This is a genomic window from Anoxybacillus tepidamans PS2 (assembly GCF_000620165.1).
Lineage (GTDB): Bacteria > Bacillota > Bacilli > Bacillales > Anoxybacillaceae > Anoxybacteroides > Anoxybacteroides tepidamans_A.
In genome coordinates, this window is record NZ_KK211085.1 from 39,841 (window position 1) to 66,592 (window position 26,752).

28 protein-coding genes and 3 pseudogenes are annotated in these 26,752 nt (G+C 43.0%); 9 read left to right on the forward strand and 22 right to left on the reverse strand.

Annotated elements, in window-relative coordinates; all coding sequences use genetic code 11:
- Nucleotides 1-604: 604 nt before the first annotated feature.
- Nucleotides 605-1,069, forward strand: a complete 465-nt coding sequence (locus tag N667_RS19005) for a hypothetical protein (RefSeq protein WP_035099323.1) — start codon at nt 605-607, stop codon at nt 1,067-1,069.
- A gap of 298 nt (nt 1,070-1,367) precedes the next feature.
- On the opposite strand, the pseudogene N667_RS19670 reads toward N667_RS19005, so the two are convergent.
- Together N667_RS19670 and N667_RS0117605 are read right to left on the reverse strand one after the other, a co-directional pair.
- A pseudogene (locus tag N667_RS19670) lies at nt 1,368-1,544 on the reverse strand (GNAT family N-acetyltransferase); the annotation flags it as partial.
- Between the two features lie 317 nt (nt 1,545-1,861).
- The gene (locus N667_RS0117605) at nt 1,862-2,230 is read right to left on the reverse strand and encodes a DUF6173 family protein (protein WP_027410710.1); all 369 of its coding nucleotides are present in this window, start codon (nt 2,228-2,230) and stop codon (nt 1,862-1,864) included.
- 149 nt (nt 2,231-2,379) lie between these two features.
- Between N667_RS0117605 and N667_RS0117610 the strand changes: the two genes are divergently transcribed.
- Nucleotides 2,380-2,727 carry a hypothetical protein gene (locus tag N667_RS0117610; RefSeq protein ID WP_027410711.1) on the forward strand — a complete coding sequence of 116 codons (348 nt, stop codon included), beginning with the start codon at nt 2,380-2,382 and terminating at the stop codon, nt 2,725-2,727.
- A gap of 39 nt (nt 2,728-2,766) precedes the next feature.
- Here the strand turns inward: N667_RS0117610 and N667_RS0117615 are convergent, their stop codons facing one another.
- The 7 genes and pseudogenes from N667_RS0117615 to N667_RS0117645 all read right to left on the reverse strand — a co-directional run bounded on the left by N667_RS0117615 (nt 2,767) and on the right by N667_RS0117645 (nt 10,268).
- Entirely contained in the window at nt 2,767-3,144 is a 378-nt protein-coding gene (locus N667_RS0117615; protein WP_027410712.1) for a hypothetical protein, read from the reverse strand.
- Between the two features lie 29 nt (nt 3,145-3,173).
- A complete protein-coding gene (locus N667_RS0117620) occupies nt 3,174-3,728 on the reverse strand; it encodes a GNAT family N-acetyltransferase (RefSeq protein ID WP_035099356.1) in 555 nt (184 codons plus the stop codon).
- Between the two features lie 92 nt (nt 3,729-3,820).
- Nucleotides 3,821-4,157: pseudogene (locus N667_RS19010) on the reverse strand (DUF3147 family protein).
- Nucleotides 4,145-4,570, reverse strand: a complete 426-nt coding sequence (locus N667_RS0117630) for a MarR family winged helix-turn-helix transcriptional regulator (protein ID WP_027410714.1) — start codon at nt 4,568-4,570, stop codon at nt 4,145-4,147. Before N667_RS0117630 ends, N667_RS19010 begins: the two are co-directional and overlap by 13 nt.
- A 125-nt stretch (nt 4,571-4,695) precedes the next feature.
- Nucleotides 4,696-5,760, reverse strand: coding sequence for a ribosome small subunit-dependent GTPase A (gene rsgA / locus N667_RS0117635; RefSeq protein WP_027410715.1), 1,065 nt, complete (start codon nt 5,758-5,760; stop codon nt 4,696-4,698).
- A gap of 297 nt (nt 5,761-6,057) precedes the next feature.
- Complete coding sequence (gene helD, locus N667_RS0117640; protein ID WP_035099325.1) at nt 6,058-8,388, reverse strand: RNA polymerase recycling motor HelD; 2,331 nt, start codon at nt 8,386-8,388, stop codon at nt 6,058-6,060.
- A 425-nt stretch (nt 8,389-8,813) separates the two neighbouring features.
- Nucleotides 8,814-10,268, reverse strand: coding sequence for a protein adenylyltransferase SelO (locus N667_RS0117645; protein ID WP_027410717.1), 1,455 nt, complete (start codon nt 10,266-10,268; stop codon nt 8,814-8,816).
- Nucleotides 10,269-10,452: 184 nt separating this feature from the next.
- Between N667_RS0117645 and N667_RS19905 the strand changes: the two genes are divergently transcribed.
- Nucleotides 10,453-10,596 carry a hypothetical protein gene (locus N667_RS19905; protein ID WP_156936160.1) on the forward strand — a complete coding sequence of 48 codons (144 nt, stop codon included), beginning with the start codon at nt 10,453-10,455 and terminating at the stop codon, nt 10,594-10,596.
- A 341-nt stretch (nt 10,597-10,937) separates the two neighbouring features.
- On the opposite strand, the gene N667_RS0117655 is transcribed toward N667_RS19905, so the two are convergent.
- The 5 genes from N667_RS0117655 to pdaA all read right to left on the reverse strand — a co-directional run bounded on the left by N667_RS0117655 (nt 10,938) and on the right by pdaA (nt 15,701).
- Complete coding sequence (locus N667_RS0117655) at nt 10,938-11,582, reverse strand: MBL fold metallo-hydrolase (protein ID WP_027410718.1); 645 nt, start codon at nt 11,580-11,582, stop codon at nt 10,938-10,940.
- Nucleotides 11,583-11,780: 198 nt separating this feature from the next.
- Nucleotides 11,781-12,131: a hypothetical protein gene (locus N667_RS0117660; protein ID WP_027410719.1), complete on the reverse strand. Its 351-nt coding sequence runs from the start codon at nt 12,129-12,131 to the stop codon at nt 11,781-11,783.
- A 454-nt stretch (nt 12,132-12,585) separates the two neighbouring features.
- A complete protein-coding gene (rlmD, locus tag N667_RS0117665; protein WP_035099328.1) occupies nt 12,586-13,962 on the reverse strand; it encodes a 23S rRNA (uracil(1939)-C(5))-methyltransferase RlmD in 1,377 nt (458 codons plus the stop codon).
- 11 nt (nt 13,963-13,973) lie between these two features.
- Nucleotides 13,974-14,840: a DNA-3-methyladenine glycosylase family protein gene (locus N667_RS0117670; RefSeq protein WP_027410721.1), complete on the reverse strand. Its 867-nt coding sequence runs from the start codon at nt 14,838-14,840 to the stop codon at nt 13,974-13,976.
- Between the two features lie 57 nt (nt 14,841-14,897).
- Complete coding sequence (gene pdaA / locus N667_RS0117675) at nt 14,898-15,701, reverse strand: delta-lactam-biosynthetic de-N-acetylase (RefSeq protein WP_027410722.1); 804 nt, start codon at nt 15,699-15,701, stop codon at nt 14,898-14,900.
- Between the two features lie 261 nt (nt 15,702-15,962).
- Here pdaA and N667_RS0117680 point away from each other — a divergent pair, with 261 nt between their 5' ends.
- Complete coding sequence (locus N667_RS0117680) at nt 15,963-16,472, forward strand: DoxX family protein (RefSeq protein ID WP_027410723.1); 510 nt, start codon at nt 15,963-15,965, stop codon at nt 16,470-16,472.
- 77 nt (nt 16,473-16,549) lie between these two features.
- Here N667_RS0117680 and N667_RS0117685 read toward each other — a convergent pair whose 3' ends face one another.
- Complete coding sequence (locus N667_RS0117685) at nt 16,550-18,097, reverse strand: fumarate hydratase (protein ID WP_027410724.1); 1,548 nt, start codon at nt 18,095-18,097, stop codon at nt 16,550-16,552.
- Between the two features lie 129 nt (nt 18,098-18,226).
- Nucleotides 18,227-18,409 carry an SE1561 family protein gene (locus N667_RS0117690; protein WP_027410725.1) on the reverse strand — a complete coding sequence of 61 codons (183 nt, stop codon included), beginning with the start codon at nt 18,407-18,409 and terminating at the stop codon, nt 18,227-18,229.
- Nucleotides 18,410-18,509: 100 nt separating this feature from the next.
- Between N667_RS0117690 and yfkAB the strand changes: the two genes are divergently transcribed.
- Nucleotides 18,510-19,634: a radical SAM/CxCxxxxC motif protein YfkAB gene (gene yfkAB / locus N667_RS0117695; RefSeq protein ID WP_027410726.1), complete on the forward strand. Its 1,125-nt coding sequence runs from the start codon at nt 18,510-18,512 to the stop codon at nt 19,632-19,634.
- A gap of 25 nt (nt 19,635-19,659) precedes the next feature.
- Here the strand turns inward: yfkAB and N667_RS0117700 are convergent, their stop codons facing one another.
- The 3 genes from N667_RS0117700 to N667_RS0117710 all read right to left on the reverse strand — a co-directional run bounded on the left by N667_RS0117700 (nt 19,660) and on the right by N667_RS0117710 (nt 22,145).
- Nucleotides 19,660-20,421 (reverse strand): YfkD family protein, encoded by a 762-nt coding sequence (locus tag N667_RS0117700; protein ID WP_409978200.1) that lies wholly within the window; start codon nt 20,419-20,421, stop codon nt 19,660-19,662.
- Between the two features lie 265 nt (nt 20,422-20,686).
- Nucleotides 20,687-21,739 (reverse strand): calcium/proton exchanger, encoded by a 1,053-nt coding sequence (gene cax, locus N667_RS0117705; protein WP_027410728.1) that lies wholly within the window; start codon nt 21,737-21,739, stop codon nt 20,687-20,689.
- Nucleotides 21,740-21,761: 22 nt separating this feature from the next.
- The gene (locus N667_RS0117710) at nt 21,762-22,145 is read right to left on the reverse strand and encodes an OsmC family protein (RefSeq protein WP_027410729.1); all 384 of its coding nucleotides are present in this window, start codon (nt 22,143-22,145) and stop codon (nt 21,762-21,764) included.
- A gap of 317 nt (nt 22,146-22,462) precedes the next feature.
- Between N667_RS0117710 and N667_RS0117715 the strand changes: the two genes are divergently transcribed.
- Both N667_RS0117715 and N667_RS19015 read left to right on the forward strand, forming a co-directional pair.
- A complete protein-coding gene (locus tag N667_RS0117715) occupies nt 22,463-23,608 on the forward strand; it encodes an MFS transporter (RefSeq protein ID WP_027410730.1) in 1,146 nt (381 codons plus the stop codon).
- 115 nt (nt 23,609-23,723) lie between these two features.
- Nucleotides 23,724-23,870 (forward strand): BH0509 family protein, encoded by a 147-nt coding sequence (locus tag N667_RS19015; RefSeq protein ID WP_035099332.1) that lies wholly within the window; start codon nt 23,724-23,726, stop codon nt 23,868-23,870.
- A 214-nt stretch (nt 23,871-24,084) separates the two neighbouring features.
- On the opposite strand, the gene N667_RS0117730 is transcribed toward N667_RS19015, so the two are convergent.
- The 3 genes from N667_RS0117730 to N667_RS0117740 are packed head-to-tail and all read right to left on the reverse strand — an operon-like array spanning nt 24,085 to nt 25,686.
- Nucleotides 24,085-24,918 carry a YihY/virulence factor BrkB family protein gene (locus N667_RS0117730; protein ID WP_027410731.1) on the reverse strand — a complete coding sequence of 278 codons (834 nt, stop codon included), beginning with the start codon at nt 24,916-24,918 and terminating at the stop codon, nt 24,085-24,087.
- A 15-nt stretch (nt 24,919-24,933) separates the two neighbouring features.
- Entirely contained in the window at nt 24,934-25,182 is a 249-nt protein-coding gene (locus tag N667_RS0117735) for a YtxH domain-containing protein (RefSeq protein WP_035099335.1), read from the reverse strand.
- Between the two features lie 33 nt (nt 25,183-25,215).
- Entirely contained in the window at nt 25,216-25,686 is a 471-nt protein-coding gene (locus tag N667_RS0117740; RefSeq protein WP_027410733.1) for a low molecular weight protein-tyrosine-phosphatase, read from the reverse strand.
- A 117-nt stretch (nt 25,687-25,803) separates the two neighbouring features.
- Between N667_RS0117740 and N667_RS0117745 the strand changes: the two genes are divergently transcribed.
- Together N667_RS0117745 and N667_RS20280 are read left to right on the forward strand one after the other, a co-directional pair.
- Nucleotides 25,804-26,028 (forward strand): DUF1128 domain-containing protein, encoded by a 225-nt coding sequence (locus tag N667_RS0117745; protein ID WP_027410734.1) that lies wholly within the window; start codon nt 25,804-25,806, stop codon nt 26,026-26,028.
- Between the two features lie 163 nt (nt 26,029-26,191).
- Nucleotides 26,192-26,698: pseudogene (locus tag N667_RS20280) on the forward strand (N-acetylmuramoyl-L-alanine amidase family protein); the annotation flags it as partial.
- Between the last annotated feature and the right edge of the window lie 54 nt (nt 26,699-26,752).

Here is a 26,752-nt window from a genome sequence, read left to right on the forward strand (position 1 = left end):
AATTTTATCCAAATTATGGTGTCATTGAGACAATAGAACATTGCCGGCAACACAAAGGAAAATAGCGCTCATCTGAGTGCATTTCACAAAGATCGGACCGACATCAAATAACCGTATGACTTCATTGATACAACACATCGACTAAAAATTTGATATATAGCATGAAACAAAAATTCACGTCTGTGAATATGCGATATAAAAAAAAGCCTTAAAACCACAAAGGCTTAAGGCTATAAAGAATGGAGACGTACTATCGCTATAACCATTCGACATATGATGTTTGATTTGTGGGGGTGGGCGAACTAATTAAAATAAAAAATTTCCCCAATCCAATTAATACCGTGTTTCAGACAGGATAAAACGTTTCTTTAAGTCTCGCCGCCCCCTTTGTTCGTATAAGGATGCAAGCGCACACCTTGTTCCAATCAATCGCTTATTACGGTCATGTTAGTGTTTGGGGAAGTACATTGGAAGCAAATACTTTTTCAGTTGATTCATTTTATAGTCTCATTATCATTTCGTTAACCTGTGTTTTCTTGATTATAAAAAACAACTCGTTTGTTAAGAATGTGAATGTACATCTTTTATGGAAGGAACGAATACAATGCTTAGTCAAATTTTACTGTGGGCATTCTTAATTGTACCTTGGGCTTTGTTAATCTTTCTCGATAAAAAAAGTATTAAACGATTTATGCCTGCCGGTCTCTTTAGCGCCCTCGTTATGACGGTTGTTTTCCAATTAGGCGAAAGATTAGATTGGTGGACAGTAAAACAAACGATTTTCCCTTTAACTTGTATGAGCCCTGTAGTTTACAGTCTTTATGTAATCATGCCAATAATCGTTTTGCGCTTTACTTTCAACAGATTTTTAACGTACATGCTTACAAATGCAATCATTGATGCCATTTATGCCTTCGGGACAATGAGGATATACGAATCTTTAGATATTGTCGAATTTAATATAAACAGTCTTGGACGATTTTTAATTATTCAAGCTGCCGCTGTCTTAATTTACCTTTATCAAAAATGGCAGGATACGGCGTTTTCTCGAAACACTGTAAACTCATAAAAATCAGTCATTGTTTATTTTAGACAAAACGAAAAACGCTCAGATTTTTTTATGTTCTGAGCGTTTTTTATTTTATAAGTGACCTGTTTACATGCTGTTGCATTGTTGGTGATCGATTATTCTACTAAGAAATACAGAATGATATGGCTAAATACAAGCTTTTAATTCCTCTTCCATCATTCCCCCTTCCCAACACAATATTGTCCAAAAAATAACATATAATTGCGTCCTTACCGGCTTTAACCATCGTACAATCTACATACCTAATATAGAAGTTCACTATGAAATATATAGCTCTTTACACCCCATCATTTATCAAAACCCATCGTATATGATCTTCCCATTTTTCGTTCACTTTTAGCAATTTTTTCGCTATTCCTTCATTTTCAAAACCTAATTTTTTGACGACGTGAATCGAAGCATGGTTTCGCGGCATAATCGGAGCTTCGATTTGATGAAGCCAGTATTCAATGAACCTTCCCCACCTACACTCCGTTTAGAGGTGAGATGAATCGGTGGATATGTTAAAAATTTCCTCGTTGCCTCGCTCACATTCTAGCGAACATACTTTTTCGGTAGATTTCAAATTGCTTTCATTTCCGATACAGATTTTTATCACAGTGTAAATTTCGAATTCCAAACCAAGTGATGGGATTGTGGGGGAGAAATGATGTTTCTAACGGAGAGGAAAGCAAATAAGCATTTCATAAGGGGGATTATATTATGTTTCTATTTCATCCCTTGCGACTTCTTCATTTTAAATGAAAAAGCACCCGACGATGCGGATGCCCTTCATTCGCTTTCCTCAAGGTTAAACCCTATTCGCCGCGCGGGCTTACTTTCATCCCTTTTCGGCAGCGCCATAAGCAAAAAGCTGATTTGCGACACGTGCTGCACCAATTCAACCCGCGCGTCATTTTCAAGCCTGCCGGAAAAAATAACTAAACTAGGATTGTAGTATCCTATATCTTCTATATGGAACTGTATCGTCTGCCCAAAGGAAACAAGTCTGACGCCGATTTCGTGTTCTTCATCCAAATGCCTCTCAAAGTCATGAATCATCTCGACAATCCGCCGGTAAAGCCCGCTTGCTAAGTTGGGATTGTCCAACAATTGCGGGTCGATCTTCGGCGCATGAAATTTCGGTGAATCTAAGTTCATATTTTTCACCCCTTTTTTATAAATTCGACAAAAGGAGGGACATTTCCTTTGCGTTTCTTTTGTTAATTTATCCCTGTTCCAAATGAATCTATTTTTCTTTATCATCATCATTAAGAACGTACCATTGATTTTATAAGGAGGAGACAGCAATGAAAACATCCGTCCCATGTCCGCAATGCTTCAAACCGATTACGCTCGAGGATTTTGAAGAGTTTTCTTCTCCGTTTACGATGAAATGCCCGCACTGCCAAGCAAAACTGAAAGAAACGCGCGTCACGCCGTTTTTGTTGCTTCTGGCCGCAATTGCCGTTCCTTTGTTTGTCTTTTTAGGCGTAAAAGTCAAAGAATATTTGTCTAGCATCTGGCCTGTCATTGACAAAGTGCCGACTGTGATCGTGTTTCTCGGCACCTTATATCCATTGTACGCGCTCTATGAACGATTCAATGGGCTCCTTATGTTCAACAAGGGCCATTGGCAGGTTAAGAAAAAGCAATAACGCCACGAAAAAACGCTCAAGACTTGATTGCCTTGAGCGTTATTTTTTCTGTTCCAGTCGAAACGTTTCCGCTTTTCCGTCCCATTCAATTGTCATGGTTAACTTTTCGCCGGAGTCTGGGGCGTTGGCACTGATTTCTCCATTATCGACATATATACCTTCCTTATTAAGTTCAATCCCTTCTTTGCTAGTAGACCAATCCGTTGACTGCAACGAGTATTGGAATCGTCCAACGGTGTCTACATCTTTTCCTTTATATTTTAATACGATACGTCTATCTTCCCCGGCACCATTTTGTTGCAGTACCACTTCCGCTGACCAGTTTTTGCTTTCACCTTGAAAAGAAGTCGCGCCCAATTGACAACCCATTAACAGAATGAATAGCGCAAGCAACAAATAGAGTTTAACCGTCCGCAACGTTCTTTCTCCCCCTAATTTTATACAGCTTAACACTTTTCGTTAATAAGCACCCATCTCATATGGTCTTCCCATTTGCCATTCACTTTCAACAGCTTTTTCGCGATCCCTTCATTTTCGAACCCTAACTTTTTGACGACTTGAATCGAAGCATGGTTTCGCGGCATAATCGGAGCTTCGATTCGATGAAGTTGATATTCTTGGAATATAATGTCGATTCCTTTTTGCAGCGCTTCTGTCATATATCCTTTATTCAGCTCGTCTTTGTCTAACTTATAGCCTAAAATGCATGATTGCAAAATGCCTCGAACAATATTGCTAAAATTAATACAATCAATCGTTTTAAAAAAGTCTTTGTCATCCTTATGAAACAACCATAACTTAAGAACCGTTCCAGATTTGGTTAGTTCAATATCCTGTCTTAATCTTTCAGATTGATATTCTAATGTAAAAAACTCTTCTGACCTTTCTGCTTCCCATTCCTGCAAGAAATCTTTATTTCTTTGATAATAACTTAATACTGTCAGAGCAAATGTTTCATCCAGCTCCCGAAGCACAAGACGGGGGGTTTCGTATCGTCGCATCACTACATCCCTCACGTTTGATTTTCTACCTAAATTATACACAATTTCAAATTTTATTAACAATCAAAACTTCCGCCTCATAGGAAGATAAACTACAAATATCGAACTACAAGGCTTTGCAGGATGAAAAACACACCCCATCCCCCTATTCCTAACCCGATTGATTAAGATAAGAGAAAACGAAGCTCTTAACGAGAGAGCCACAATTAACAATAGCAACGCTGTCGACGGAAGGCCCCATAAAACACCGAAAGCGAATTTACTTAAATTTTTCGCTCCCTCACCTTGAGCATAAAGCCAACATAAGCTTAATAAGCTTACCAATGGCAATGCCGCTACAGCTCCTCCGAATGAAGGGAATCTTCTTGCTATCTCGGTGACAATGCCAACTACAATAGCCGAGATGACGATTTTGACTAACGCAAACATTTTTTCGCCCCCTCACTAAGCAAGGAAAAAGCCTTCTGAAGCAACTCTAAATCTGATGCGCTAAAATTCTCTAAAACTTTCTTTAGCTTGTTTTCATCAAGCCGCGTATGCCGATGCAAGACGTCCCTTCCCTTGTCAGTCAAAGTCACGAACACTTTCCTTTCATCTACATTGCTTCTTTGTTTTTTGGCAAACCCCTTTTGAATGAGTCTTTTTGTATGCTCCGAAGCGGTGTTATGGGACACATTCAATTGTTTGGCTAAATCCCCGATAGTTGCATTCTCATTTTTTTCAATATGTTGCAATAGGCGGATCGCTTGGTGGGTAAGCTGATCCTCGTGCACATAGTGCAATAAATAGTAGATGTCCGTCCATTGTTCGTTAAGCCTCTCTATTATTGTATTCAATTCCATTAAACTACCTCCTTTTCTTTTATATCTTAATTCACGATATATTCTTATATAAAGATATATAAAACGACATTTTTTTCAAATAAAAAGCCCGCTCCAATATTGAAGCGGACTTTCTTCCACCAACGCTATTTGTTTTTATAGAATTTACGAAGATCGCGGTTAATTTTTTTCCACCGCTCCTTCTCCTCAATCTGGGCTTTTTTGTTTGCCTTTCTTTCAAAAAACGCGAGCTCCCGTTGCAGTTTGAGGTAGCTATCATACCTCTCTTGTGCTACCCGCCCGTCGGCAATCGCCGCTTTGACAGCGCATTTTGGCTCGCTTTGATGCTGGCAATCCCGGAAATAACATTGGCTCGCTAGTTGCTGGATATCCTCAAATGTCTCCGTAAGTCCTGATTCGCCTTCCCAAAGCTGAAGCTCTCTCATGCCGGGCGTGTCAATGACGCAAGCCCCAGAGGGCAGCACGAACAATTCGCGGTACGTCGTCGTATGCCGTCCGCGATCGTCTCCTTCCCGCACTTCTTGCACGTCTTGCCTCGCTTCACCAAGCAGCCGGTTCATTAGCGTCGATTTGCCGACGCCGGAAGAGCCAAGCAGAGCGACCGTTTGGCCAGGCTCCAAATACGGCTGAAGCGCCTCTAAGCCGTCCTCGTGCAACGCGCTAATTGGGTGAATTGGCACGCCAAACGCTACCGACTCTACTTCGGCAATCCGGTCATCTACGTCCGGACAAAGGTCGGCTTTGTTCAAAATAATGACCGGTTTAGCGCCGCTTTCCCATGCGAGAATTAAGTAGCGCTCAATCCTCCGCACATTGAAATCCTGGTTCAGTGCACTCACGAGAAACACGATATCGACGTTGGCCGCCACAATTTGTTCCTCCGCCCGATCGCCCGCCGCCTTCCGCGAAAATTTGCTTTTTCGCGGCAAAACTGCTTGAATCGTCGCCTTGTTCTCATCGAGCTGCGGCCGAATCACAACCCAATCCCCGACAGCCGGGAGGTCCTCGCGGCTTGCTGCTTGATAGCGCAGCTTTCCAGCTAAATGGCCGAGAAGCTCACCATGCTCCGTCATAATTCTATAGAGACGTTTATGTTCTAAAATCACTCGACCTGCCAAAAATTCTTCGTTGTCATAAGAATTGAAGCTCTCTTGAAAAAATCCGTTCCAACCTAACATTTCCAATTTCAATAAAGATTCCTCCTAAAATGGTTTGATCTGAAACGTGCAGATCATAGAGGAATCTTTTTATTCCGTTCCTGCCTCGGTTATAAAAAGCGCCCCTCTATGATCGTTTTGAATACGGGCTCATGTTTTGTCATCACCATATAACATCACTCCTTAACCGAGAATTTTTATATAGACTTAGTATAGCAAAGCTCAAAGAAAAAAGGCATGTTTTCTTTTTTGTCAAGATCATGGTTTCGCTAATAAAGCGGCTCAATTTCAACATCTCCGCTGAGAAGTCTCTCGTCTCTTAACGGAGTCTCATCTCTCGATCAAAAGTACACTCCCCGGCTCAACGTTGCGCAAAAAGGGGCTCGGTTCCCCTACACTATAAAGATGCAAGTAATGCATCGCCCGGGTGCAGGCGGTGTAGAACAATCTGCGCAGGCTCTCATCGCCATAGATTTGCGCCGACGCGTTATAAATAATGACAGCGTCGAATTCGATCCCCTTGGCCAAATACGCCGGTATGACAACAACTCCTTGCTCATATTCGGTTGATCCGGTCTTGACAAGCTTTATGCCTTCGACATGGCTCAATGCTTCGTATGCAGCGATGCTTTCCGCCACAGATTTGCATACAATGGCAATCGTATTGTACCCCTGATTCCGCAAATCAGCGACTTTCGACGCAATCGAGCGGTGTAGCTCGGTGTAATTAGATAATTGCTCGAGCACTGGCCGATCGCCATCGCGATCAAAAGGGATAATCCGTTCACCGCCAGGCACGAGTCCGCGCGTAAATTCGATGATCGGCCTTGTCGATCGGTAGCTGCGCGTCAAGGTGATCGCATCCGTTGCATCAGGGCCGTATAAGCTTTTAAGTGTATGAAAATCAACCATTTCGCTGGCATGGGCAAATATCGCCTGGTTAAAATCACCAAGCACGGTCATCCTTGCTGAAGGAAACAAACGTTTCAAAAATTCAAATTGAAACGGAGAATAATCTTGCGCTTCGTCCACAAACACGTGTTTAATCGTGCTATTTGTCTGAAAGCCTTGAATTAACTCTTTCAAAAATAAATATGGAGTAGCATCTTCGTAACACAGTTTGCCCGCATCCAGCATGTTCACAGTCAATTGGCAAATATCCTCCCATTTTTTAGGGGTTTCCCCTGCCATCCACTGTTTGATCCGCGTTGGGTCGGTGAAAAGTTGCTTGTATATTCCTTTCGTATCAATGAAACGAAGCGTCCGTATCCATTTGCGCAACGACTTCATTTTCCGTTGAACGACCAAACGGGCGAGCGCTTTTTCATAATCGATAAACGAGTCTTCTTCAAAGCCGCGTTTTTTTCGCAAGTGGGCATAAACCTTTTGGTAATCCTCGTTGCTAAGCAACTCTATTTCTTCTCGCACCCATGACTTCGTTCGTTCCAATTTCTCCGCTTCGTCTAATTGTTTATTGAGCCATTCCACCAACTTCTCAAGCCTGTTATGGAGACGGGGCGGGGCATCGTTGTTATAAAACCTTTCCTCCATCTGTTTGGCGGTGATGATTGGCTTTCCCCTGAAAATCATATCTTTGAATAACATGCCGGATAATTGTAGGGACTGGCTGTATGTTTGGATCGTTTCAAAAAAACGTGTCGACGCCTTGAACCGGATGCTCGCATTCCTCGTCTCGTATGACGGGTCGTTTGAAGCGGTCAACACATATTCCAGTTGTTCATAAGGCCCCTCTACTTCAAACTCATTGCTTAGTCGGTGATCTAAGTATTCTTGGAATGTGACCTGCTGCATATTCTCTTCGCCAAGTTCAGGCAACACATTGGATACATAGCTGTTAAACATCGAATTAGGGGAAAATAGAATGATTTGATCGGATGTAAGCCGATCCCGATACTTATAAAGTAGATAAGCGACTCGTTGCAGCGCAGCCGATGTTTTGCCGCTGCCAGCGGCTCCTTGAACAATGAGCAGCCGCCCGCGATCATGTCGAATGATTCGATTTTGTTCCTGTTGAATCGTGGCCACTATGTTATGCATGTATTTATCTGTACCTTTGCCAAGTACCTGCTTTAAAATCTCGTCACCAATGGTGAGACCAGTATCGAATAGCGATTGGATAACACCATCACGGATGATATATTGCCATTTTTTCTCCATTATGCCACGGATTATACCGTCAGGCGTCGCATATTCGGCTGGACCAGGTAGATAATCATAGTAGATACTCGAAATCGGCGCCCGCCAGTCATAGATCAAAATGTTTTCTCCACTTGCATCCATGAGTGTCGAAATGCCGATATAGATTCGTTCAGCAGCGGAAGCCCCTTCTTCAATAAAATCGATTCGGCCGAAATAAGGCACTTCCTGCATGCGGCGTAGCGTGGACAATCTCTTGAAAGCATGTCTGTGGGTGCTTTGGCTTACAGACAGAGCTTGCGCCTGCTGCCTCAAACCGATGATCGTCTCAAGATAATCGTCGAACGTATCTGTATTCACCTTGACGTCATCCCAAAAGTGTCTGCGGATGTCAATCACTTCTTTCCGACGCCGGAGGGTTTCTTTTTCTAATAGGCCGATTTGCTCCGCAATCATCTCCATAACGCTGTCCAGTCGTTCTTGTTCCTGCCGAAGTTCCTTCACGCCAATCACTCCTTTGAAAAAATAAAAAATAAGAGTTGACTGAAGCTGGGTTTTGTTGTACAATTATAATAGGGATATTATTTAAAAAAATAGAAAAAGCGTGTTTCTATACTAATTTATCACATTTTCTCTACTTTATCAATGTATTTAATACTCTTACTGCCACGATGTATATATAATCGATCGATACTTTAAAAAACAGACCTCTACGATTATTTAAAGTAATGCTAGATGAATCTTATTTACAAATTCTTCAGAGAACATATCTACTATAATAAGTTTAACCTCATCTAGAGCCCCACCCCATTCTACAACCTCATTACCATTTTCGTTAGATTTCCACCCTATTGTTTTATTTTTTCATTTATTTCTGCTAGGTACACAAAAAAGAGAGCCATAAAAGCTCTCTAATTTAGTATGAACTATTATGTTCCGCAAAACGTTCGATAAGGACGATCCGACGGCGCTGGCGGCTCGGCGTACTCATTTTGTTCCGGCGAGTACGCATACGGATTAGAAAGAGCTTGAAGCAAGCGCTCCATGACGCTGTAATCACCGCGTTCGACCGCCGCTTCTAATGCCTCTTCCACACGATGATTGCGCGGGATAATGGCCGGGTTGCTGTTGCGCATCAACTCATGTACCTCATCCGTTGATTGAGGTTGCTTTTGAAGCCTAGCTTGCCAGCGCTCATGCCACTCGCGGAATTCTTTTACGCAAGATAGCGGCATCGTCTCAAGCCGATCGAGTGTCAAGGCTCGGAACGTATTCGTATAATCCGCTTCATGCGTTTGCATGATGTTAAGGAGGTCGGTAATCAAGGCAATATCTTGCTCTTCTTCTGTGTACATGCCAAGTTTCGCCCTCATGCCGCGAAGCCAATGTTGCTGATACAGATTTGGAAATTCCGAAAGCGCCTCTTGCGCCAACTCAATTGCCTGTTCCTCATCGTCATGCAACAGCGGCAACAAACTTTCCGCGAGCCTTGTCAAATTCCAGCCGCCAATATACGGCTGATTGCCGTACGCATAACGCCCTTGCCTGTCAATCGAACTGAACACTGTCGCTAAGTTGTACGTGTCCATAAAAGCGCACGGACCGTAGTCGATCGTCTCGCCGCTGATCGTCATATTGTCGGTGTTCATGACTCCATGAACAAAGCCGACTAATTGCCATTTCGCAATCAGCTCCGCTTGGCGCCTGATTACTTCCTGAAGAAAGAAAAGATAGCGATTTTGCGCTTCTTCAAAACCTGAGAAGTGCCGCTCAAGCGCGTAATCCGCGAGCGTCCGCAGCTCTTCAACCGTTCCCCAGTTGGCCGCGTATTGAAACGTGCCGACGCGCAAATGGCTCGACGCAACGCGAGTTAAAATCGCTCCTGGCAACTCCGTCTCACGATAGATGACCTCACCCGTTGTCACGACAGCTAAACTGCGCGTTGTCGGAATTCCGAGCGCATGCATCGCTTCGCTAATGATGTATTCCCTAAGCATCGGCCCAAGCGCCGCGCGCCCGTCCCCACCGCGCGAATACGGCGTTCTTCCAGCCCCCTTAAGCTGAATATCAAACCGCTCGCCTTTTGGAGCCATTTGTTCGCCAAGCAAAATCGCCCTTCCATCCCCTAACATCGTAAAATGGCCAAATTGATGGCCCGCATACGCTTGCGCCAGAGGCTCGGCTCCTTCCGGAATCCGGTTTCCGGCAAACACCGCGATGCTCTCATCGCTTGCGAGCGCTTCTGCGTTTAGTCCGAGCGATTCAGCCAATGTCCGGTTCAATATGACCAATTCCGGCGATTGTACAGGAGTGGGCGAGAGCTTGCTGAAAAAGCGGTCCGGCAAGCGTGCATAGCTGTTATCAAAATTCCATTCTGCGTTCATGTTGTCATCTCCTTTTGCGGCCAATCGATGCCGCGGTTCGTTAAGCTTAGTTTACGTTTGTTATGATTATTATATAAGGAAAAAATGTCTATTTCTTCTTTCGCGAATTAAAAGATAAATCGCTCATTTTCTATGTTCAACCTATGTTATAATGAAAAGAAATTGCGATGGGGGGGAGTTAGAAGTGGAAGATATACTAAAACAAATTCTAGTCGAATTGCAAAAAGTAAGCGGACGATTAGAGCGCTTGGAACAAGGACAGGAAGAAATACGATTTGAACTTATCAAATTAAAAAAAGGGCAAGAGCAGCTTCAAAAAATATCATAAACACCCTCGGGCTATATAACGAAAAAATTCTGGAATATGTAGATGACAAAACAGAAGCGTTGAACAAACGTATGTTTACTGTCGAAACGGCTGTCCAACGCCTATTAAGGCCGTAAGCAACAGGGCAAACAACTCTTTTTTCATATCATCCAAATAAAGCAACCAATCGAATTCCAACGGCTAACATCTGCTTTTGGATAGTCGATCTTCTTATTGTACATCATCATTTTTTATAGCTTCTGAATATGTGTTAAAATAAAATTCTGCACTAGCCATCCACTGTTTTGCTTTTTTCACCGCGACTTTATTATGATGGAGAATAAAATTTAGATTAGGAAGGATCATATTTGTGCTAGATATTTGTCTATTTGTTTATGGGGTTCTTCTACATCGTCTCCGTGACAAATGCTTACAATGTGAGGGTTCAATTGTTTAACAATGCGAGCACTTTCAATCGCTTCTTCCATATTGGCAGTAAACATGGCAATAGGTGGTTTCAATTGCCCCTTTTTAGAGGTAAATAAATCCCCGCTAATGAGAACGCGGTCCTTCTCGTGATAGTAAACAACATGTCCTGGTGTATGAAATGGAATGAGGTTTCCTATATTTTTCAATGCGCCCCCATCCGACTCCTCGGGTGGCTGTACAAGACCTGGCGGAACAAGAGACTGCGCTTTTTTTCTGCCTGGAAAAGGTTCCTTTCCTTCCATATATTTAATTTCATGTTTATGAACATAAACAGGGACTTTTTTTACATCTAATATCTTTTTTAATCCACCAACATGATCGGAGTGACCATGCGTCAAAAGGATGCCCTTTAGCTTGCCTAGCTTTTCAGCCTCCTTTAAAATCCTCTTTCCCATAAATTCCATGCCCGTATCAACAATATATACACCGTCATCGTCTCTAACAATCCAAGCGCTCATTTTTAGTAAAAACCAACTTTCCAACTTGTAGATATGAGGGGACACCTTGAGAACTTTCATTTATTTTCACTCCTTTTCCATTTCAATCACCCGTTGTTCGACATCGCTATAGGTCAGGGAATTGTTAGCTATTTTTATTATAACTTTAGATGAGAAAATTCTCTAACATAAATTTACAATAAATGATGACTTGTAGGAAATAAAAAAGCTATTTCCTTATACTTTATTGTTTTAAAAACAACAAGGTTAGAAAATAGCTTATTTTAGTAAGATACTATTCAATTCGGACAAGGAAATATAGACAACCGCACTACCACGCCCAAATTTTTTCAACACTTTTTCTTCTGCCTTTTGTAACTTTTTCAATATCTCCAGAGGAACTTCAGTGCCTTCAAAACATTTTCTGCCCTTCTCAGCTCCTTCTTCGATAATTTCCCACTTTGAAGGATGGAATGCACAAACAACTTTTCCACCGCTAACTCCAGCGACATATTGAATATACGGAATTCTGCCTTTGTTTATCTTCCAATTTCCACGAGCAGCTTCATAGTTATCCTTACCTTCTTTTAATGCGTTATGAATTTTTAATAACCAAATTTCTTCCTTCATGTTCGAACCCCATTTCTACAATAATTACACAACAATTATTGTTTAGAAATGCTTACACTTCCTATCGGTCACCCTTCCCCCTCTTCCCTAAATAAAAAAGCGGATTCCTGTGTTTTCCTTACAGCTCTTTTTTCATCCTAACTATGTGCAGTCAAAATAAACCCTTGCCACTCCTCCCTTCTCAACCCCTCATTCCTACCCCCCCTAATTCCTTCCATTTAAAATAAAGTCATGCACAAATCGCCCATTTTCTCAATTTTCATTTCGATTTTTTCTGCCACGACTTTATTATGATTGAGAATAAAGTTGTGATAGGGAATGAGGGGGAAGGCTGGAGGGATAAGGGGTTCTCGTTCGCCTCTTCCCCTTTCCCTGCCTCCTTCCCCCTCTTTGTCACCACTTTATTTTGATTTTGGCAAAGGTTTATTTTAAATGGCAGGAGTTTATTTTGGCTTTACACCTTTAACACGAGCTTCGCTACGCTTTCGATGTGGGCGGTGTGTGGGAACATGTCGACAGGCTGGATGTAGTCGATTTGGTACGATTTTGATAGGCGGTCGACATCGCGCGCGAGGCTTGACGGGTTGCAAGACACATAGACGATTCGCTTCGGTTTCACCTTCAAAAGTGTGCGCAGCAACGCTTCATCGCAGCCCGTCCGCGGTGGATCGACGACAACCACATCGGGACGCCAGCCTTCTTTCACCCACTTTGGCAGAACATCTTCTGCTTTTCCAACGGTATATACCGCGTTGTGAAAACCGTGGCGCGCGGCGTTTTTGCGCGCATCCTCAATCGCTTCACCGATCGTGTCCATCCCGCGCACTTCCGCCGCATCTTTCGCGAGCCAAAGTCCGATCGTTCCAACGCCGCAATACGCATCAACGATCTTTTCTTTGCCTGTAAGCGCGGCTGCTTTTTTCACTTCATCATACAGCTTCACAGTTTGCACCGGGTTTAATTGAAAAAAGGCGCGGGCCGACAGTTCAAACGAAAGATCGCCAAGCACTTCTTGAATGTATTCGTCCCCGGCAAGCAAAAACGTCTCTTCGCCAAAGATGAGCGATGTTTTTTGTCCGTTCACGTTTTGGACGATTGACTTTACTTCCGGCAGGCGGCGCTGAATTTCCGCAATAAGCAGCTCTTGGCGCGGCAGTTCTTTTTGCGCCGTAATCAACACGACTTGCACTTCTTTCGTTTGAAACCCGACGCGGGCGACAATCGTCCGCACCACTCCCGTCCGCTTCCGTTCGTTATAAATCGGGATGCGCAAATCCTCTAACACCGCTTTGACAATCTTCGTGACGCGGTTCGTCGCTTGATGCTGAATCGCGCATTCGGAAATGTCAATGAGTTCATGCGAGCCTAAACCGTACAAGCCAGCGATCACTTTTTCATTCCGTTTCCCGACTTGAAACTGGCTTTTGTTTCGATAATGCCATGGGTCATCCATACCGAGCGTCGGCTTAATGTCAAGCGTTTCAACCGGAAGGCGACAATGGCGTGCCAATGCTTGAATGACGATATCGCGCTTCGCTTCAAGCTGCGCTTGATAATCTAAATGCTGCAGTTGGCAGCCGCCGCATTGCTCGTAAACGGGACAGCGCGGAGTGACACGGTGCGGCGAGGTTTTGCGTATTTTTTTAATCTTCGCCTCGGCGTACTTTGGATGAATGTTCGTCGCCTCAACAACGACTTCTTCTCCCGGAAGCGCGCCTGGAACAAATACAACTTGTTTTTTAAAATAGCCGACTCCCTCTCCGTTAATGCCGAGCCGCTTAATCGTCAGCGGAAACTGTTGCCCTTTTTGAATGGTAATTGCTGTTGCCATGAGTTCAACTCCTATTCAATACTTCTCCATAAATATAGCGAGGCATAGCTCAAATACGGTTCCCAATGCTTGCTTAGCGCTTCCATTTGCTCCATCGACGGTTTTCTTTCTAGCTGCAGCAGCTTTTGAATCGCTCGCTGCAATCCGATATCGGCTTTCGGAAACAAATTTGGCCGACCGAGCCCAAATAAAAGAAAGTTTTGCACCGTCCACGGGCCGATGCCGCGAACCGGAAGCAGCACTTTTGCCACTTCTTCATCGGCTGCGTGCGCCAATTCGTCTAATCGCAATTTTCCTTCAACAATCAGCCGCGAGGTGTCAATGATATATTCAGCTTTTTTGCCGCTAAACTGCAGCGCTTTCAGATCATCATACTCCAGTTTAGCAATTTCCTCAGGACGCGGGTAAAACCATACGCCGTCCTGTTCCATTCCAAACGTTTTTACAAACCGTTCGGTCAAGCGATAGGCAAATTTTAAATTGAGCTGCTGGTGAATTAAGCACTTTACTAAACAAAAATAAAGATCGAAATCCAAAATAAGAGGCGTCCCTTCATGTTCAAGAAACAGCTGTCGCAACTCTGTTTGCAAGAAATGCTGCTGGATCGGTGCTAGCGACACATCCCATTGAAAAATATGGGAAAGGCGCTTTATAATTTCTTCTTTCAACTCTGGATGTGCGGCTTCAATTAGAAAAGCAGGGTTGGATTTTTCGCCGATGCTTTGCACTGACACGGCAACAGGAATGTTGCGAATATAAAGCGGCACCGTTAATTGTTGACGTTCGATATCGACTATAGAGAGCGGGTCGAGTGCCAGCCTCTCTAATACGCGCGAAAAATCATAAGGGGCGTTCACACGGATTTGTTGTTGCCACATATGTATTCATTCCTTTTTGCCTTTTATTATAACGAAACAAAACCCTTTGAAGAAAGTTCAAAGGGTTAATATGAGCGGAGAAAACATCATCTTTTCCGCCATTAAATCATTCAGACTCTTAAATGTATACCCTTGTTTGCGCAAATCATCAATCACTTTCGCGAGCGCATCGGCATTGTCTTTCGAAACGGTATGAAGCAATAAAATCGCCCCAGGATGAATTTGTTTCATAATTTGATCATATGCATATTGCCAGCCTTTTTGTTGGTCGGTGTGCCAATCAACAAAAGCGAGCGACCAAAACACATGGTAATAGCCTAGCTCGCGGGCAATGGCCATCGTTCGTTCGCTAAAAATTCCGCGCGGCGGGCGAAGATACATCATTCCCTTTTGCCCCGTTAATTCCTCTGTTTTTTTCCGAACCGATTCTAATTCTTTACGTAAACGTTCATCACTTACTTGAGTCAAATCCGGGTGATGCCACGAATGGTTACCGACAATATGCCCTTCTTTCACCATGCGCTTTACTAAATCGGGAGCCGTCTTTAGATAATGCCCGGTGACAAAAAACGTCGCTGGAACCCGTTTTTGTTTGAGGACGTCTAAAATTTGCGCCGTATATCCGTTTTCGTAGCCGTTGTCAAACGTCAAATAAATCTCTTTTTTCTTTGTATCCCCTAAATAAAATGCATCGTATTTTGCAAGCAGTTCGTCCCATTCTTTACCGGCGGAAGGAGGTTGATGGTTTTTGCTTTTAGCAAATCCCCAATGAATTGCCTTATTGGAAATTGCAGAAGCATCATGCGGAGATGCATAAACCACTGTGCTGAATAGTAATAACAATATCATGAACCGTTTCATGATGTCCCTCCTCAAAAATTGGTGACCAAAAATAGTTTTTTCTTTTTTTGCTACTTTAACCAATCCATTTTTTACATAAAGTGATGAAATGAATAAGTGAAATCGTTCAATGAGACATATAAACTATGTCCTCATGCCCATTTATCCGCCTCTATTTCGTTCCTTTTATCTATTCTCGAAACACATAAAATCAATTTATAATGATAATCAATATCATTTATATTTGATAAAGATTATCAATATCAAACAGGAGGGATTTTCATCATGATTCAGTTTTTGCGAGAAAACGCTTATGCACCTTATGGACTGTTTATAGTGCGGCTATATCTTGGCTTCGTTTGGCTGCAGGCTGGTTGGGAAAAAATCGCTGACGGCCACTTTGATGCCACCGGTTTTTTGAAAGGAGCATTAGAAAAAGCATCTGGTGACCATCCGGCAGTTCAGCCTTGGTGGGCTGATTTTATTGCTAGTTTTGCGCTGCCTCATGTTGAGTTTTTTAATGCGCTCGTTCCTTGGGGAGAATTTCTCGTCGGTCTTGGGCTTATTTTAGGATGCTTTACTAGTTTGGCTTTATTGATGGGGCTCGTTATGAATTTTTCCTATATGTTTTCAGGAACAACTAGCACCAATCCACAAATGGTCCTAATTGGAATGCTTCTTGTTGCCGCAGGGGTTAATGCGGGGAAAATCGGGCTAGACCGCTGGGTTATCCCGTTTATCAAAGGGCAAATATTAGACAAAAAGCTGCGTTCCATCGCAATTAATAAGTAACTTTGACATACAACGTCTAAGAACTGTGGTACATAAAAAGCCCGCAAACTAAAATGCTTGCGGGCTTTATTGAATGATTATTTAAACACAGGCTCTTTAAATTGCGCTAATTTCTCTAGCGATGATTTTTCTACATCTTCGTGAAGGCTGTTGCCATGCGAGTCCATCGTGACGACAGCGGTAAAGTTTTCTACTTTCAAGTGCCACATCGCTTCTGGAATGCCGAACTCTAAAAGATCGACGCCTTCGACTGATTTAATGCAATCTGCATAATATTGTGCCGCTCCGCCGATCGCGTTCAAGTACACGCCGCCATGCTCTTTGAGCGCCGCGAGCGTTTTCGCACCCATGCCGCCTTTTCCAATGACCGCACGAATGCCAAACTTTTTCATAATGTCGCCTTGATAAGGCTCCTCACGAATACTTGTTGTCGGACCTGCCGCTTTCACATGCCATTTGCCTTCCTCGTCTTTTAACATCACCGGTCCACAGTGGTAAATAATTTGGCCGTTCAGATCGACTGGCGCATCATGATCCATCAAATATTTATGAATCGCATCGCGTCCTGTGTACATCATGCCATTGATGCGGACAACATCGCCCACTTTCAGCTGGCGCACTTGCTCTTCTGTAAGCGGTGCTTCCAAGACAATTTCACGCGTTTCTCCCATATTGACGGAAGCCTTCTCTTCTGCTTTTTCTAATTCTTTGGCGAAATCAACATCTTCGCCTTCTTGATACAACCATTCTTGAATGTCGCCTGTTTCTGGGTTGATTTTCACGCCAAGGCGGCGGAATGCCCAACAGTTGTAAGCGACAGAAACGAAAAAGCTTGCAGGAATGCGGTGCATCGCGCCAATTTTACAGCCAAGAAGCGTCGTCTCACCGCCGAACCCCATCGTTCCAATGCCAAGCTTATTGGCATTTTCCATGATGTATTCTTCTAATTGACGAAGCTCCTCGTTTGGATTGATATCGTCTACAGAGCGGAATAATTGTTCTTTCGCTAGTTCATAGCCGGAAGAACGGTCGCCGCCGATGCCGACGCCGATAAAGCCGGCGCTGCAGCCTTGGCCTTGCGCTTGATAAACCGCATGCAAAATACACTTGCGAATGCCGTCCAAATCGCGGCCAGCTCGTCCAAGACCTTCTAACTCGCAAGGCAAGCTGTATTGAATGTTTTTGTTTTCACAGCCGCCGCCTTTTAAAATAAGACGAACATCGATATAATCTTTCTCCCATTGTTCAAATTTAATAACCGGCACACCGTCACCTAGATTATCTCCACTATTTTCTCCTGTCAGTGAATCAACGGAGTTCGGACGAAGTTTGCCGTCTTTTGTTGCTTGTGCGATCGCGTTGCGAATCGCTTCTTTCATTTTAATTTGATTGACGCCGACTGGCACTTTAATTTTAAATGTTGGTAGTCCTGTGTCTTGGCAAATAGGCGACACGTTTTCATCCGCCATTTTAATGTTTCCCGCAATGGTCGTAAGCGCCATCGCCGCGCGCGTGCCCGCATTTTCTCTCGCTTTGGCGCGCACAATCGCACGTCTTACGTCCTTTGGCAGTTTTGTTGACGTCTCTACAATAAGCTGATACATGCTTTCTTGGAATTTTTCCACGCTAAACGCCCCTTCCCCTTTGTGCATCGTATGTATCCATGTACACTTCGTTTTTATTATACTCCTTTTTGCCAACCAATGAAAACGGATGACATTGGAAAAAAGAAAAAAGCCGACAGAAAGCGGCTTTTACCAATCTTTTTTGAACTGCTCGTATTTTAGCTCTAGCGAATCAATCACTTCGATCAAACGATCAATGTCTTCTAATTCTGTGGATTCCGGATCGAGCGAATCGATCATGTGAAGAAACATATTCAATCGCTCTTTCAAATATTTTAGCTGCAAGTCTTTGTCTTGTACCGCGTTGCCCACTATCATTCGCTCCCTTCTTTTCCATCGTACATCATTGTTCAAGAAATAACAATCGTCTATAATGAACATGGTTACATTTCAAAAAGCAAAGGAGAATTGTATGGCTCGTGTAGCACTTGAACCCATCACGCCGTCCTATGATCCGTGGGAAGCGTATTTGGATGTGGAACAATACGGCTCGTTGCAGCTGACAAATATCGAATTTACGACGACCACATTATGCAACATGCGCTGTGAACATTGCGCTGTCGGTTATACATTGCAGACGAAAGACCCGGAGGCGCTGCCGCTTGAGCTTCTCATTCAACGCCTAGAGGAAATTCCGCATTTGCGTTCGTTAAGCATTACGGGCGGAGAACCGATGCTTTCGCTTAAATCGGTGAACGAATACGTCGTGCCGCTTTTAAAATATGCCCGCGAACGCGGCGTGCGGACACAAATTAACTCAAATTTGACATTAGATTTGGAGCGTTACGAAAAAATCACTCCTTATTTAGACGTACTTCATATTTCGCACAATTGGGGCACGATGGATGATTTCGTCGAAGGCGGGTTTGCGATGATGGAGCGAAAGCCAAACATCCGTCAGCGCGAGGCGTATTTCGAGCGAATGATTGAAAATGCGCGGGCGCTTTCACGAATGGGCGTTATCGTTTCGGCGGAAACGATGCTGAACAAGCGGACGCTGCCGCATTTAGAAAAAATCCATCGCCAAATTGTCGATGAAATGCAGTGCAAGCGCCACGAAGTACACCCAATGTACCCGAGCGATTTCGCAAGCGCCCTTGAAACGTTAAGCCTCGATGAATTACGGGCAGCCATCCATCATCTTCTGGATATCCGTGATGAAAATGTGTGGATGTTGTTTGGCACGCTGCCGTTTTACCCTTGCAGTGACAACGAAGAAGATCTTGCGTTGCTAAAGCGCCTATATACAAGCAAAAATGTGACTGTTCGCAATGACCCGGACGGCCGTTCACGTTTAAATGTGAATATTTTTACCGGTGAAATCATCGTCACGGACTTTGGTGATGAGCCTTCGCTCGGCAACATTCAGAATGACACATTGCTTACAGCATACGAAAGGTGGATGAATTCCGCTCTTGCGAAACAACTGAATTGCCACTGCCCATCTGTTCAATGCCTTGGACCAAACGTCCTTGTGAAAAACAGCTATTATCCAAACGTCGACTTTGCAACACGGCAAACAAAAATCACAAAATAAACGTCAAGGTAATTACCTTGACGTTTTATCTTGGCTGATCGCTTATAACATAAGAGAAAGATAGGCGATCTTGTACAGGAATCCATGCCCCGATTCCCTGTGTGATGACATTTTTCACAACGATTTTCTTCTTGTTCCCTTTCAGCACAATATATACTTCCCCGTACGTTACTTTTCCCTTTTCGTTCACTGCTGGGGCGTATGCGTATAAATATCCCATTTTCTTCGCTGGAACCCGGTACGGTTGATCTTTTTTCGTTCCGATGCCAATTACTGTACTAAATGAAAGCGGCAAATTTGTTTTTTTCATTGCGATCAGCAACATCATTTTTCTTACGGCCTCTTCATTTGGAATTTGCGCTGTTAGTCCGCCGCGAATCTGTTTTTGCATTTCTTGCCTATAATACAGTTTTTGCGGTGCATTGCCTCCCCGGTTGTCCAAAAAGTTCGTGTTCACTTTTTGATACTCCCAATTCGTGGATGTTTCTAACGATTGATAGTTCAATGGCCACTGTCCTAAATAAATCGTTGCACGATATCCAATGGCAAATGGAGTACTTGATACTGACGACTCATTTAATAAACGAATCAACTCCGGATTTTCAATTTTTACATTTGCGGATTTGAGCAATTGCTTAGCAAGCGGACTCGGTTCTAAATACGGCAAATCTTGAGTTGGATTTGGATACGTATTTTCCTTCGATATATCGATGACAGAACTTCCTAGCACTTGCTTCGGAACAGCTGCAACGGCGAAAGTCGGTAAATATAAAACTAGTGCACTCATTAAGCAACAAAAAACGGATTTTCTCATTGTGCAAACTCCTTTCCATAGCTGCTTTCACCGTTATTTTTTTCAAAAAAAGGCGGTTTATCCATCAAGAAAAAAATTTATCAACATGAATCTTAATATTTTAAATATTCAAATAACATGTTATAATATGTCCAAGCATATATGATGCTGTTTTTCCTCCTATTTGTTGTAACAATGCCACAGCTTGGTCGGTTTTACCGACAAACAAAAAGGACTCTGCTCTCCCAGAGTCCTTTTTTCATAGCAAATAAAAGCCGATTCCCATAATCGTGTAAGCGGCCAACAGCGTCGCCCCTTCAAACCAGTTCGTATCACCATCATTAGAAAGGACAATCATTAATAACACCGATGTCGCCATTGCTGCAAGTTCAGGAAGAGAGAACACAAGCGGCATGCTGGTCGGGAAGAAAAGAGAAATAAGAACGAGCACAGGCGCAACAAACATGGCAATTTGCAGTGTCGAACCGATCGCAATTTCAACGGCGATGTTCATTTTATTTTTATAGGCCATAATAATGGCTGAAGCGTGTTCAGCAGCGTTACCGACGATGGCGACAATAATAATCCCGATAAACAATTCGCTCCAACCAAATGAATGGGCCACCGTTTCAAAAGTATGGACAAGCCTTTCTGATATGTAAGCTACCGCAATGGTAGCAAGAGCTAAAATCGCAATTGCTTTTCCTTTTGTCCATTCAGGCTCCTCATGTTCTTCCATTTCGTCTGATTTATGTTGGTATACGCCTCGATGAGTAACCAATTTAAAGTATAAAGCGGCTAGATAAAGAATAATCATAATAACCGCAATACCGACGCTGAGAGACAGTATTTCAGCTTCAGACATTCTGAGAGAAAAGACTTCCGGAATCACAAAAGCGACCAAAATAGCAAACGTAAGAAGCCCTGCATTATGGCGCGCATCATATACGTTAAATTCTTGGCGTTTGTATTTTAACCCCCCGACAAAAAAAGAGAGGCCAGCTACCAATAGCAAGTTTCCTAGCACAGAGCCCGTGAGTGAAGCCAACACCACTTCCACTAGCCCTGCTTTTAACGCAAATATTGCAATAATCAGCTCAACAGCATTACCAAACGTCGCATTTAATAATCCCCCAATGCGCGGCCCTGCTACAATCGCCAAACTTTCAGTCGCTCTTCCCATATAGCTTGCCAGTGCAATGATAGTGACACAGTAAACCGCAAACATGATCACAGAAGGCCAATGCAAGAGGCCGCCGATGATTGACAGCGGCACGCCGATAAAGACAAGAAGCGCAAATATTTTGTTCATCTTGTACACCTAACCTTTCCTCTTACTCGATAATCTCAAACGTTTCCGTAATACGGATACATCCTTCAACCGAGCGCACCATCGGGCAATTGCGGCGCGCTACTTCCAACGATTTTTCCACTTGAGTCGCATCTAAACGGCTGCCTTTAATCGCGAAATGAAGATGAATCGCTTCGATGCGATTTGCCTCTTGTTCGTTGCGCGTCACATCGGCGCGAATCGTCATGTCATCTACATGCATCCGCTTTTTCTCTAATATTTTTCTTAGAACACCGCCGCTGCAAACGGCAATCGAAGAAACAAGCAGTTGATAAGGGCGAAAACCGTGCGTCTCATCTCCCGCTATATGCAGCTCCCCGTATTCAAGTTTCGTTTGGAATCCGACTTCCTTCATCGTAAACTCCATTTGTTTTCACCTCTTTTTTCTTGTGTTCTAGCAAAAAACTTTGTACGATGATAATTGGTCAGGTGTGTTGATTATCCAATAAAAACCAATTGACATTGCTTGATTCCTAGCTTTTCTGCCGACTGGGCATGCCATATGCATGCCCTCCTCGAACAACGAACGCTTTGCGGGCAAATGCATTTGTAGGCTAGCGTTCTTGTTCGAGGGAAGAGGCAGAAAAGCTTGTGTCTAGCTATATCATTCCATATTTTTAGTAAAATAATGGATCATCAACACTTGTGATAATTGGTTTGATTTTTGTATAATGAGGGATTATCATGCGTTTTTTGATTTTGGTTAGCATCGTTGCGATCTCTGGATTATCTCAAGGGATGCTGCTCCCTTTGCTTTCTATCGTTCTTGAGAAGCATGGATTTTCCTCTTCCGTCAACGGAGCGCACGCGACTGCTATGTATATTGGGATACTGGTCATTTCTCCATTCATGGAGAAGCCGTTGCGAAAATATGGATATCGCCCCATTATTATACTCGGTGGTTTTATTGTACTATTATCACTTGCTTTATTTCCACTATTGTCTTCATTTTGGTTTTGGTTTATATTGCGCCTGTTGATCGGCATTGGCGATCATATGCTTCACTTCGCCACACAAACATGGATTACTGATTTTTCTCCGCATCAGCGCCGCGGCCGTAATTTATCTCTATACGGATTGTTTTTTGGAATCGGCTTTGCGATCGGGCCAATGTTTGCCTCGCTTGTGGAAGTAAACGAGACGTTGCCGTTTCTATTATCTTCAGCGCTTAGCTTAATGGGGTGGCTCGCTGTTTTTCTCATTAAAAATGAACGTCCAGAGGCAAGTAAGCACTCTGTTGATTCGAATCTTTCCCGTCGTTTTTTTCAAACGTGGAAACACGCATGGGCCGCATTATTGCTTCCTTTTGCATACGGCTTTTTAGAAGCTTCTATTCACGGCATTTTTCCTGTTTATGCGCTGCGTGAACATATTTCAGTGGAACATGTCGCCTTTATTTTACCTGCCTTTTCCATTGGCAGCATTCTATTTCAATTGCCGCTCGGCATGCTAAGCGACCGATGGAAAAGGAAGTCTGTTCTTTGTGCAGCGCTGTTAATTGGCAGCAGCAGTTTTATAGGTGCACAAGTTTTCGTTCATTCAGCCATATGGTTATTTATTTGCTTTTTTGTTGCCGGAATGTTTGTTGGCTCGCTATTTTCCCTCGGCATTACGTATATGGCTGATTTATTGCCAAAGCCGCTCCTTCCAACAGGCAATTTATTATCAGGCATCCTTTACAGCATCGGAAGTATGTGCGGCCCGTTAATCATTGGCATCATCATTCAGTACAAACAGAGCGGGAGCTTTTTTATGGCAGTTAGCGCCCTTCTTCTCTTTGTTTTATCCGCCTTGTTATATAACAAACCAACCGAGGTCGCCGAAGAGTGACCTCTTTTTTTACCCATTTTAAAAAAACATATTGACGCTCCTTTTTGTTCTGTTATATAATACAATCAATAAAATAAAAACCTGTTTTAAAACAGAGTAGGGGGAGCGATGAACGATGAGTAGAGCAGAGCGAAAAAACATGATTGAGTTTATCGAAAAAGTAAAAGGAATTGCAAAAGATCAACTTGTATATATGACTGATGCGGAAATTGAGCACATTTACAACCAAACGTACTATCAATATGAAGAAATCGCTGAATAAAAGGCTGTCGAGATGACAGCCTCTTTTTTTTTTAGTGATATCCATTTTGGCCATTGGCACTGCCGCTCGTTTTATGCTTCGGCTTGTTCTTTCCTTTTTGCTTTGTGCCGCCGTCTTTTTTTGTCTGTTTCGCCATATGATCCCCTCCTAATGATAGAACGACTACAGCGATTAGCATCCCCCTTTTTCTTGACCCTTATCAGAAGGATCATTGTTAACGTTCCCTTTTTCTGCCATTACGTTGACAATCAAAAATTGCATTAAGCTCTCCGCCTAATACAATGATCATGCCCGACAAATAAAACCAAACCATTAAAATAATAATTCCCCCGAGGCTTCCGTACATGGATGTATAACGGGCAAAGCTCTCTACATAATAAGAAAAAGCAAGCGACGTCACAATCCATCCAACCGTCGCAAACAGCGCTCCACCAAGTACATCCTTATACCGTAACCGCTTGTTTGGGGCAAAATAGTATAACGACGTAAAAACAATAAAAAGAATAAGCGAGCTTACGGCCCAGCGAAACATTCCCCACACCGTCAAAAACGTATCGGAAACACCGATAACCGAAGATAAAAAAAGACCTACCGCTTTTCCGAAGACGGGCAATAACAATGCCACTACAATAACAGCCATCATGCCAAACGTCAATAAAATCGACATGCCTCGAGCGACAATGTACGAACGGCTTTCCTCGACATCGTAAGCGCGATTAAAAGCACGAACGATCGCATCAATGCCGTTGGACGCAGACCAAAGCGCCCCGATAATTCCAAGTGACAATAGTTTACCGTTTTGATGGTCCATAATATAATGAATGTTTGCTTCAATGAGATCCATCGCTTCTTTTGGCGCATATTGGCGGATTACCGATAGCACGTCTTCATGCGGAATCGGTAAATAGGCAAGCAATGTGAATAAAAAAATTAAAAAGGGAAAAAGAGAAAGAAGAAAAAAATAGGCTAATTCTGCTGAAAGGCGAGACACTTCGTCTTCTTGGAAGCGTTTCACCATTTCTCGTATAAACGTGAGATTCATCAACATGATCGTATGCTCCCTTCACTTATTCGAGCGGGAATTTGCTATGACGCGGTATGTTTCCTCCATCCATTCGATCATTTTCGGCGTTGTTTCAGCAATATCTTTTATTTTTTTGGCAGTATACACGACTGTTTCCAATGACTCACAAAATTGATTCACTCGCTCGGTTCGCTGCTGCCAAGCGATTTTTAAGGAATCTCTCGTTTTCCGATCAAACAGTGAAACAGCTGCGCCGAGCGCTGCCCCTATCACCATATTTCTCCACATTTTCACGTTCTCCTCTCCCCTTTTCTACCCTTTTTACAATCCTTTCTCTCGCTTAATGGTTTCAAGCAAATGACGACATCCTTTTTGAATGAGTTCATACACTTCAGCAAAATTCCCTGTATAATAAGGGTCAGGTACGTCGGCAACATCGCTGTCCGGAACGAAATCAAGCAACCGCCCAATAAACCCGACTTTATTATATCCCGCTAATCGACGTAAATTTCCCACATTCTCTACATCCATCGCGATAATGTAATCAAATTCCCGCAAGTCTTTTTCACCAATTTGTCTTGCGCGAATTCCGGAAAAATCAATCCCTTTCTTTGTTAAAACTTGCTGTGTTCCTTCGTGGGGAGGTTTGCCGATATGCCAATTTCCAGTCCCGGCAGAATCAACGACAATTTGTTCTTCAAGCCCCTCTTTTTTTACCAGGTCGCGGAAAATCGCTTCAGCCATTGGCGAGCGACAAATATTTCCTAAACAAACAAATAACACTTTTACCATTTTGCCACATCTCCCTTCGCTATCATTATAAACAAAATAGAAGCTACCATGTATATCTTTCAGCGCTTTCTATGTGATACAATGGACAATAAAATAGACTAGAAAGGGATGAACGTTGTGGATTTGTCTAAAAAATCGCTCGAAAATATGGAATATATGATTGAAAAAATGAAAGAAAAGCTAAAGGTGCTCAACCTAGATGTGATGAAATCATCTCATTTCGATGAAGAACTATACGAAGATTTAAAAGACATTTATGAAATGGTGATGAAAAAAAGTTCGTTTAGTCCAAGCGAAATGCAGGCCATTGTTGAAGAATTAGGAAATCTGCGCAAAAAATAATTCAAAGTAAAAAAGATGGATTCTCCATCTTTTTTTATGTCCTCTCTATCCTTTTCCCTCTCTCCAAGCGATAAACATAATGAATGGATTTTTCTATATTTTAACAATTTCCAAGCTAAAGCATATGATATGGAGAAAACACTATAAAGGAAGGTGGACAAACATGGCATACGAGATTACCCGCGACTACATTCACCTTGGAAATGCCCGCTCCGGCCAAAGATTGCAAGGCGTCAAATTTATTGTTAGCCATGCAACCGGCAATCCCGGCTCCACTGCCTATGCAAACCGCCACTATTTTGATACCCGCCAACCGTCAGCGTCTGCCCATACATTCATTGATGACAAATATATTCTTGAAATCATTCCATTAGACGAAAAAGCATGGCATGTATTATACAATAAACCAACCGATAACGATTTGTTTGGAGTCGATGCCAACGACGCGGCAATTGGAGTGGAACTTTGCTATGGGGGCAACATTGATTTCAACGAAGCGTACAAACGCTACGTATGGTATCACGCCTATCTTTGCAAAACATTCGGTCTCGATCCCGCCCGACATATTGTCTCCCACCATACGCTCGATCCTGAGAGAAGAAGCGATCCGTTCGATGCATTTCGTCTTTACGGGGTCACGTGGGATCATTTTATTAATGATGTCATTAAAACATTAAAAGCAAGTAATCAATCACCTCCTCAGGCCCCGCAAGTAGAAGATCCT

Coding starts and splice junctions, on each gene's coding strand:
- N667_RS19005 (WP_035099323.1), top strand. CDS start 605: ATGCTTAGTCAAATTTTACTGTGGGCATTCTTAATTGTACCTTGGGCT.
- N667_RS0117605 (WP_027410710.1), bottom strand. CDS start 2,230: ATGAACTTAGATTCACCGAAATTTCATGCGCCGAAGATCGACCCGCAA.
- N667_RS0117610 (WP_027410711.1), top strand. CDS start 2,380: ATGAAAACATCCGTCCCATGTCCGCAATGCTTCAAACCGATTACGCTC.
- N667_RS0117620 (WP_035099356.1), bottom strand. CDS start 3,728: ATGCGACGATACGAAACCCCCCGTCTTGTGCTTCGGGAGCTGGATGAA.
- N667_RS0117630 (WP_027410714.1), bottom strand. CDS start 4,570: ATGGAATTGAATACAATAATAGAGAGGCTTAACGAACAATGGACGGAC.
- N667_RS0117645 (WP_027410717.1), bottom strand. CDS start 10,268: ATGAACGCAGAATGGAATTTTGATAACAGCTATGCACGCTTGCCGGAC.
- N667_RS0117655 (WP_027410718.1), bottom strand. CDS start 11,582: ATGAAAGTTCTCAAGGTGTCCCCTCATATCTACAAGTTGGAAAGTTGG.
- N667_RS0117660 (WP_027410719.1), bottom strand. CDS start 12,131: ATGAAGGAAGAAATTTGGTTATTAAAAATTCATAACGCATTAAAAGAA.
- rlmD (WP_035099328.1), bottom strand. CDS start 13,962: ATGGCAACAGCAATTACCATTCAAAAAGGGCAACAGTTTCCGCTGACG.
- N667_RS0117670 (WP_027410721.1), bottom strand. CDS start 14,840: ATGTGGCAACAACAAATCCGTGTGAACGCCCCTTATGATTTTTCGCGC.
- pdaA (WP_027410722.1), bottom strand. CDS start 15,701: ATGAAACGGTTCATGATATTGTTATTACTATTCAGCACAGTGGTTTAT.
- yfkAB (WP_027410726.1), top strand. CDS start 18,510: ATGGCTCGTGTAGCACTTGAACCCATCACGCCGTCCTATGATCCGTGG.
- N667_RS0117700 (WP_409978200.1), bottom strand. CDS start 20,421: ATGAGTGCACTAGTTTTATATTTACCGACTTTCGCCGTTGCAGCTGTT.
- cax (WP_027410728.1), bottom strand. CDS start 21,739: ATGAACAAAATATTTGCGCTTCTTGTCTTTATCGGCGTGCCGCTGTCA.
- N667_RS0117710 (WP_027410729.1), bottom strand. CDS start 22,145: ATGGAGTTTACGATGAAGGAAGTCGGATTCCAAACGAAACTTGAATAC.
- N667_RS0117715 (WP_027410730.1), top strand. CDS start 22,463: ATGCGTTTTTTGATTTTGGTTAGCATCGTTGCGATCTCTGGATTATCT.
- N667_RS19015 (WP_035099332.1), top strand. CDS start 23,724: ATGAGTAGAGCAGAGCGAAAAAACATGATTGAGTTTATCGAAAAAGTA.
- N667_RS0117730 (WP_027410731.1), bottom strand. CDS start 24,918: ATGTTGATGAATCTCACGTTTATACGAGAAATGGTGAAACGCTTCCAA.
- N667_RS0117735 (WP_035099335.1), bottom strand. CDS start 25,182: ATGTGGAGAAATATGGTGATAGGGGCAGCGCTCGGCGCAGCTGTTTCA.
- N667_RS0117740 (WP_027410733.1), bottom strand. CDS start 25,686: ATGGTAAAAGTGTTATTTGTTTGTTTAGGAAATATTTGTCGCTCGCCA.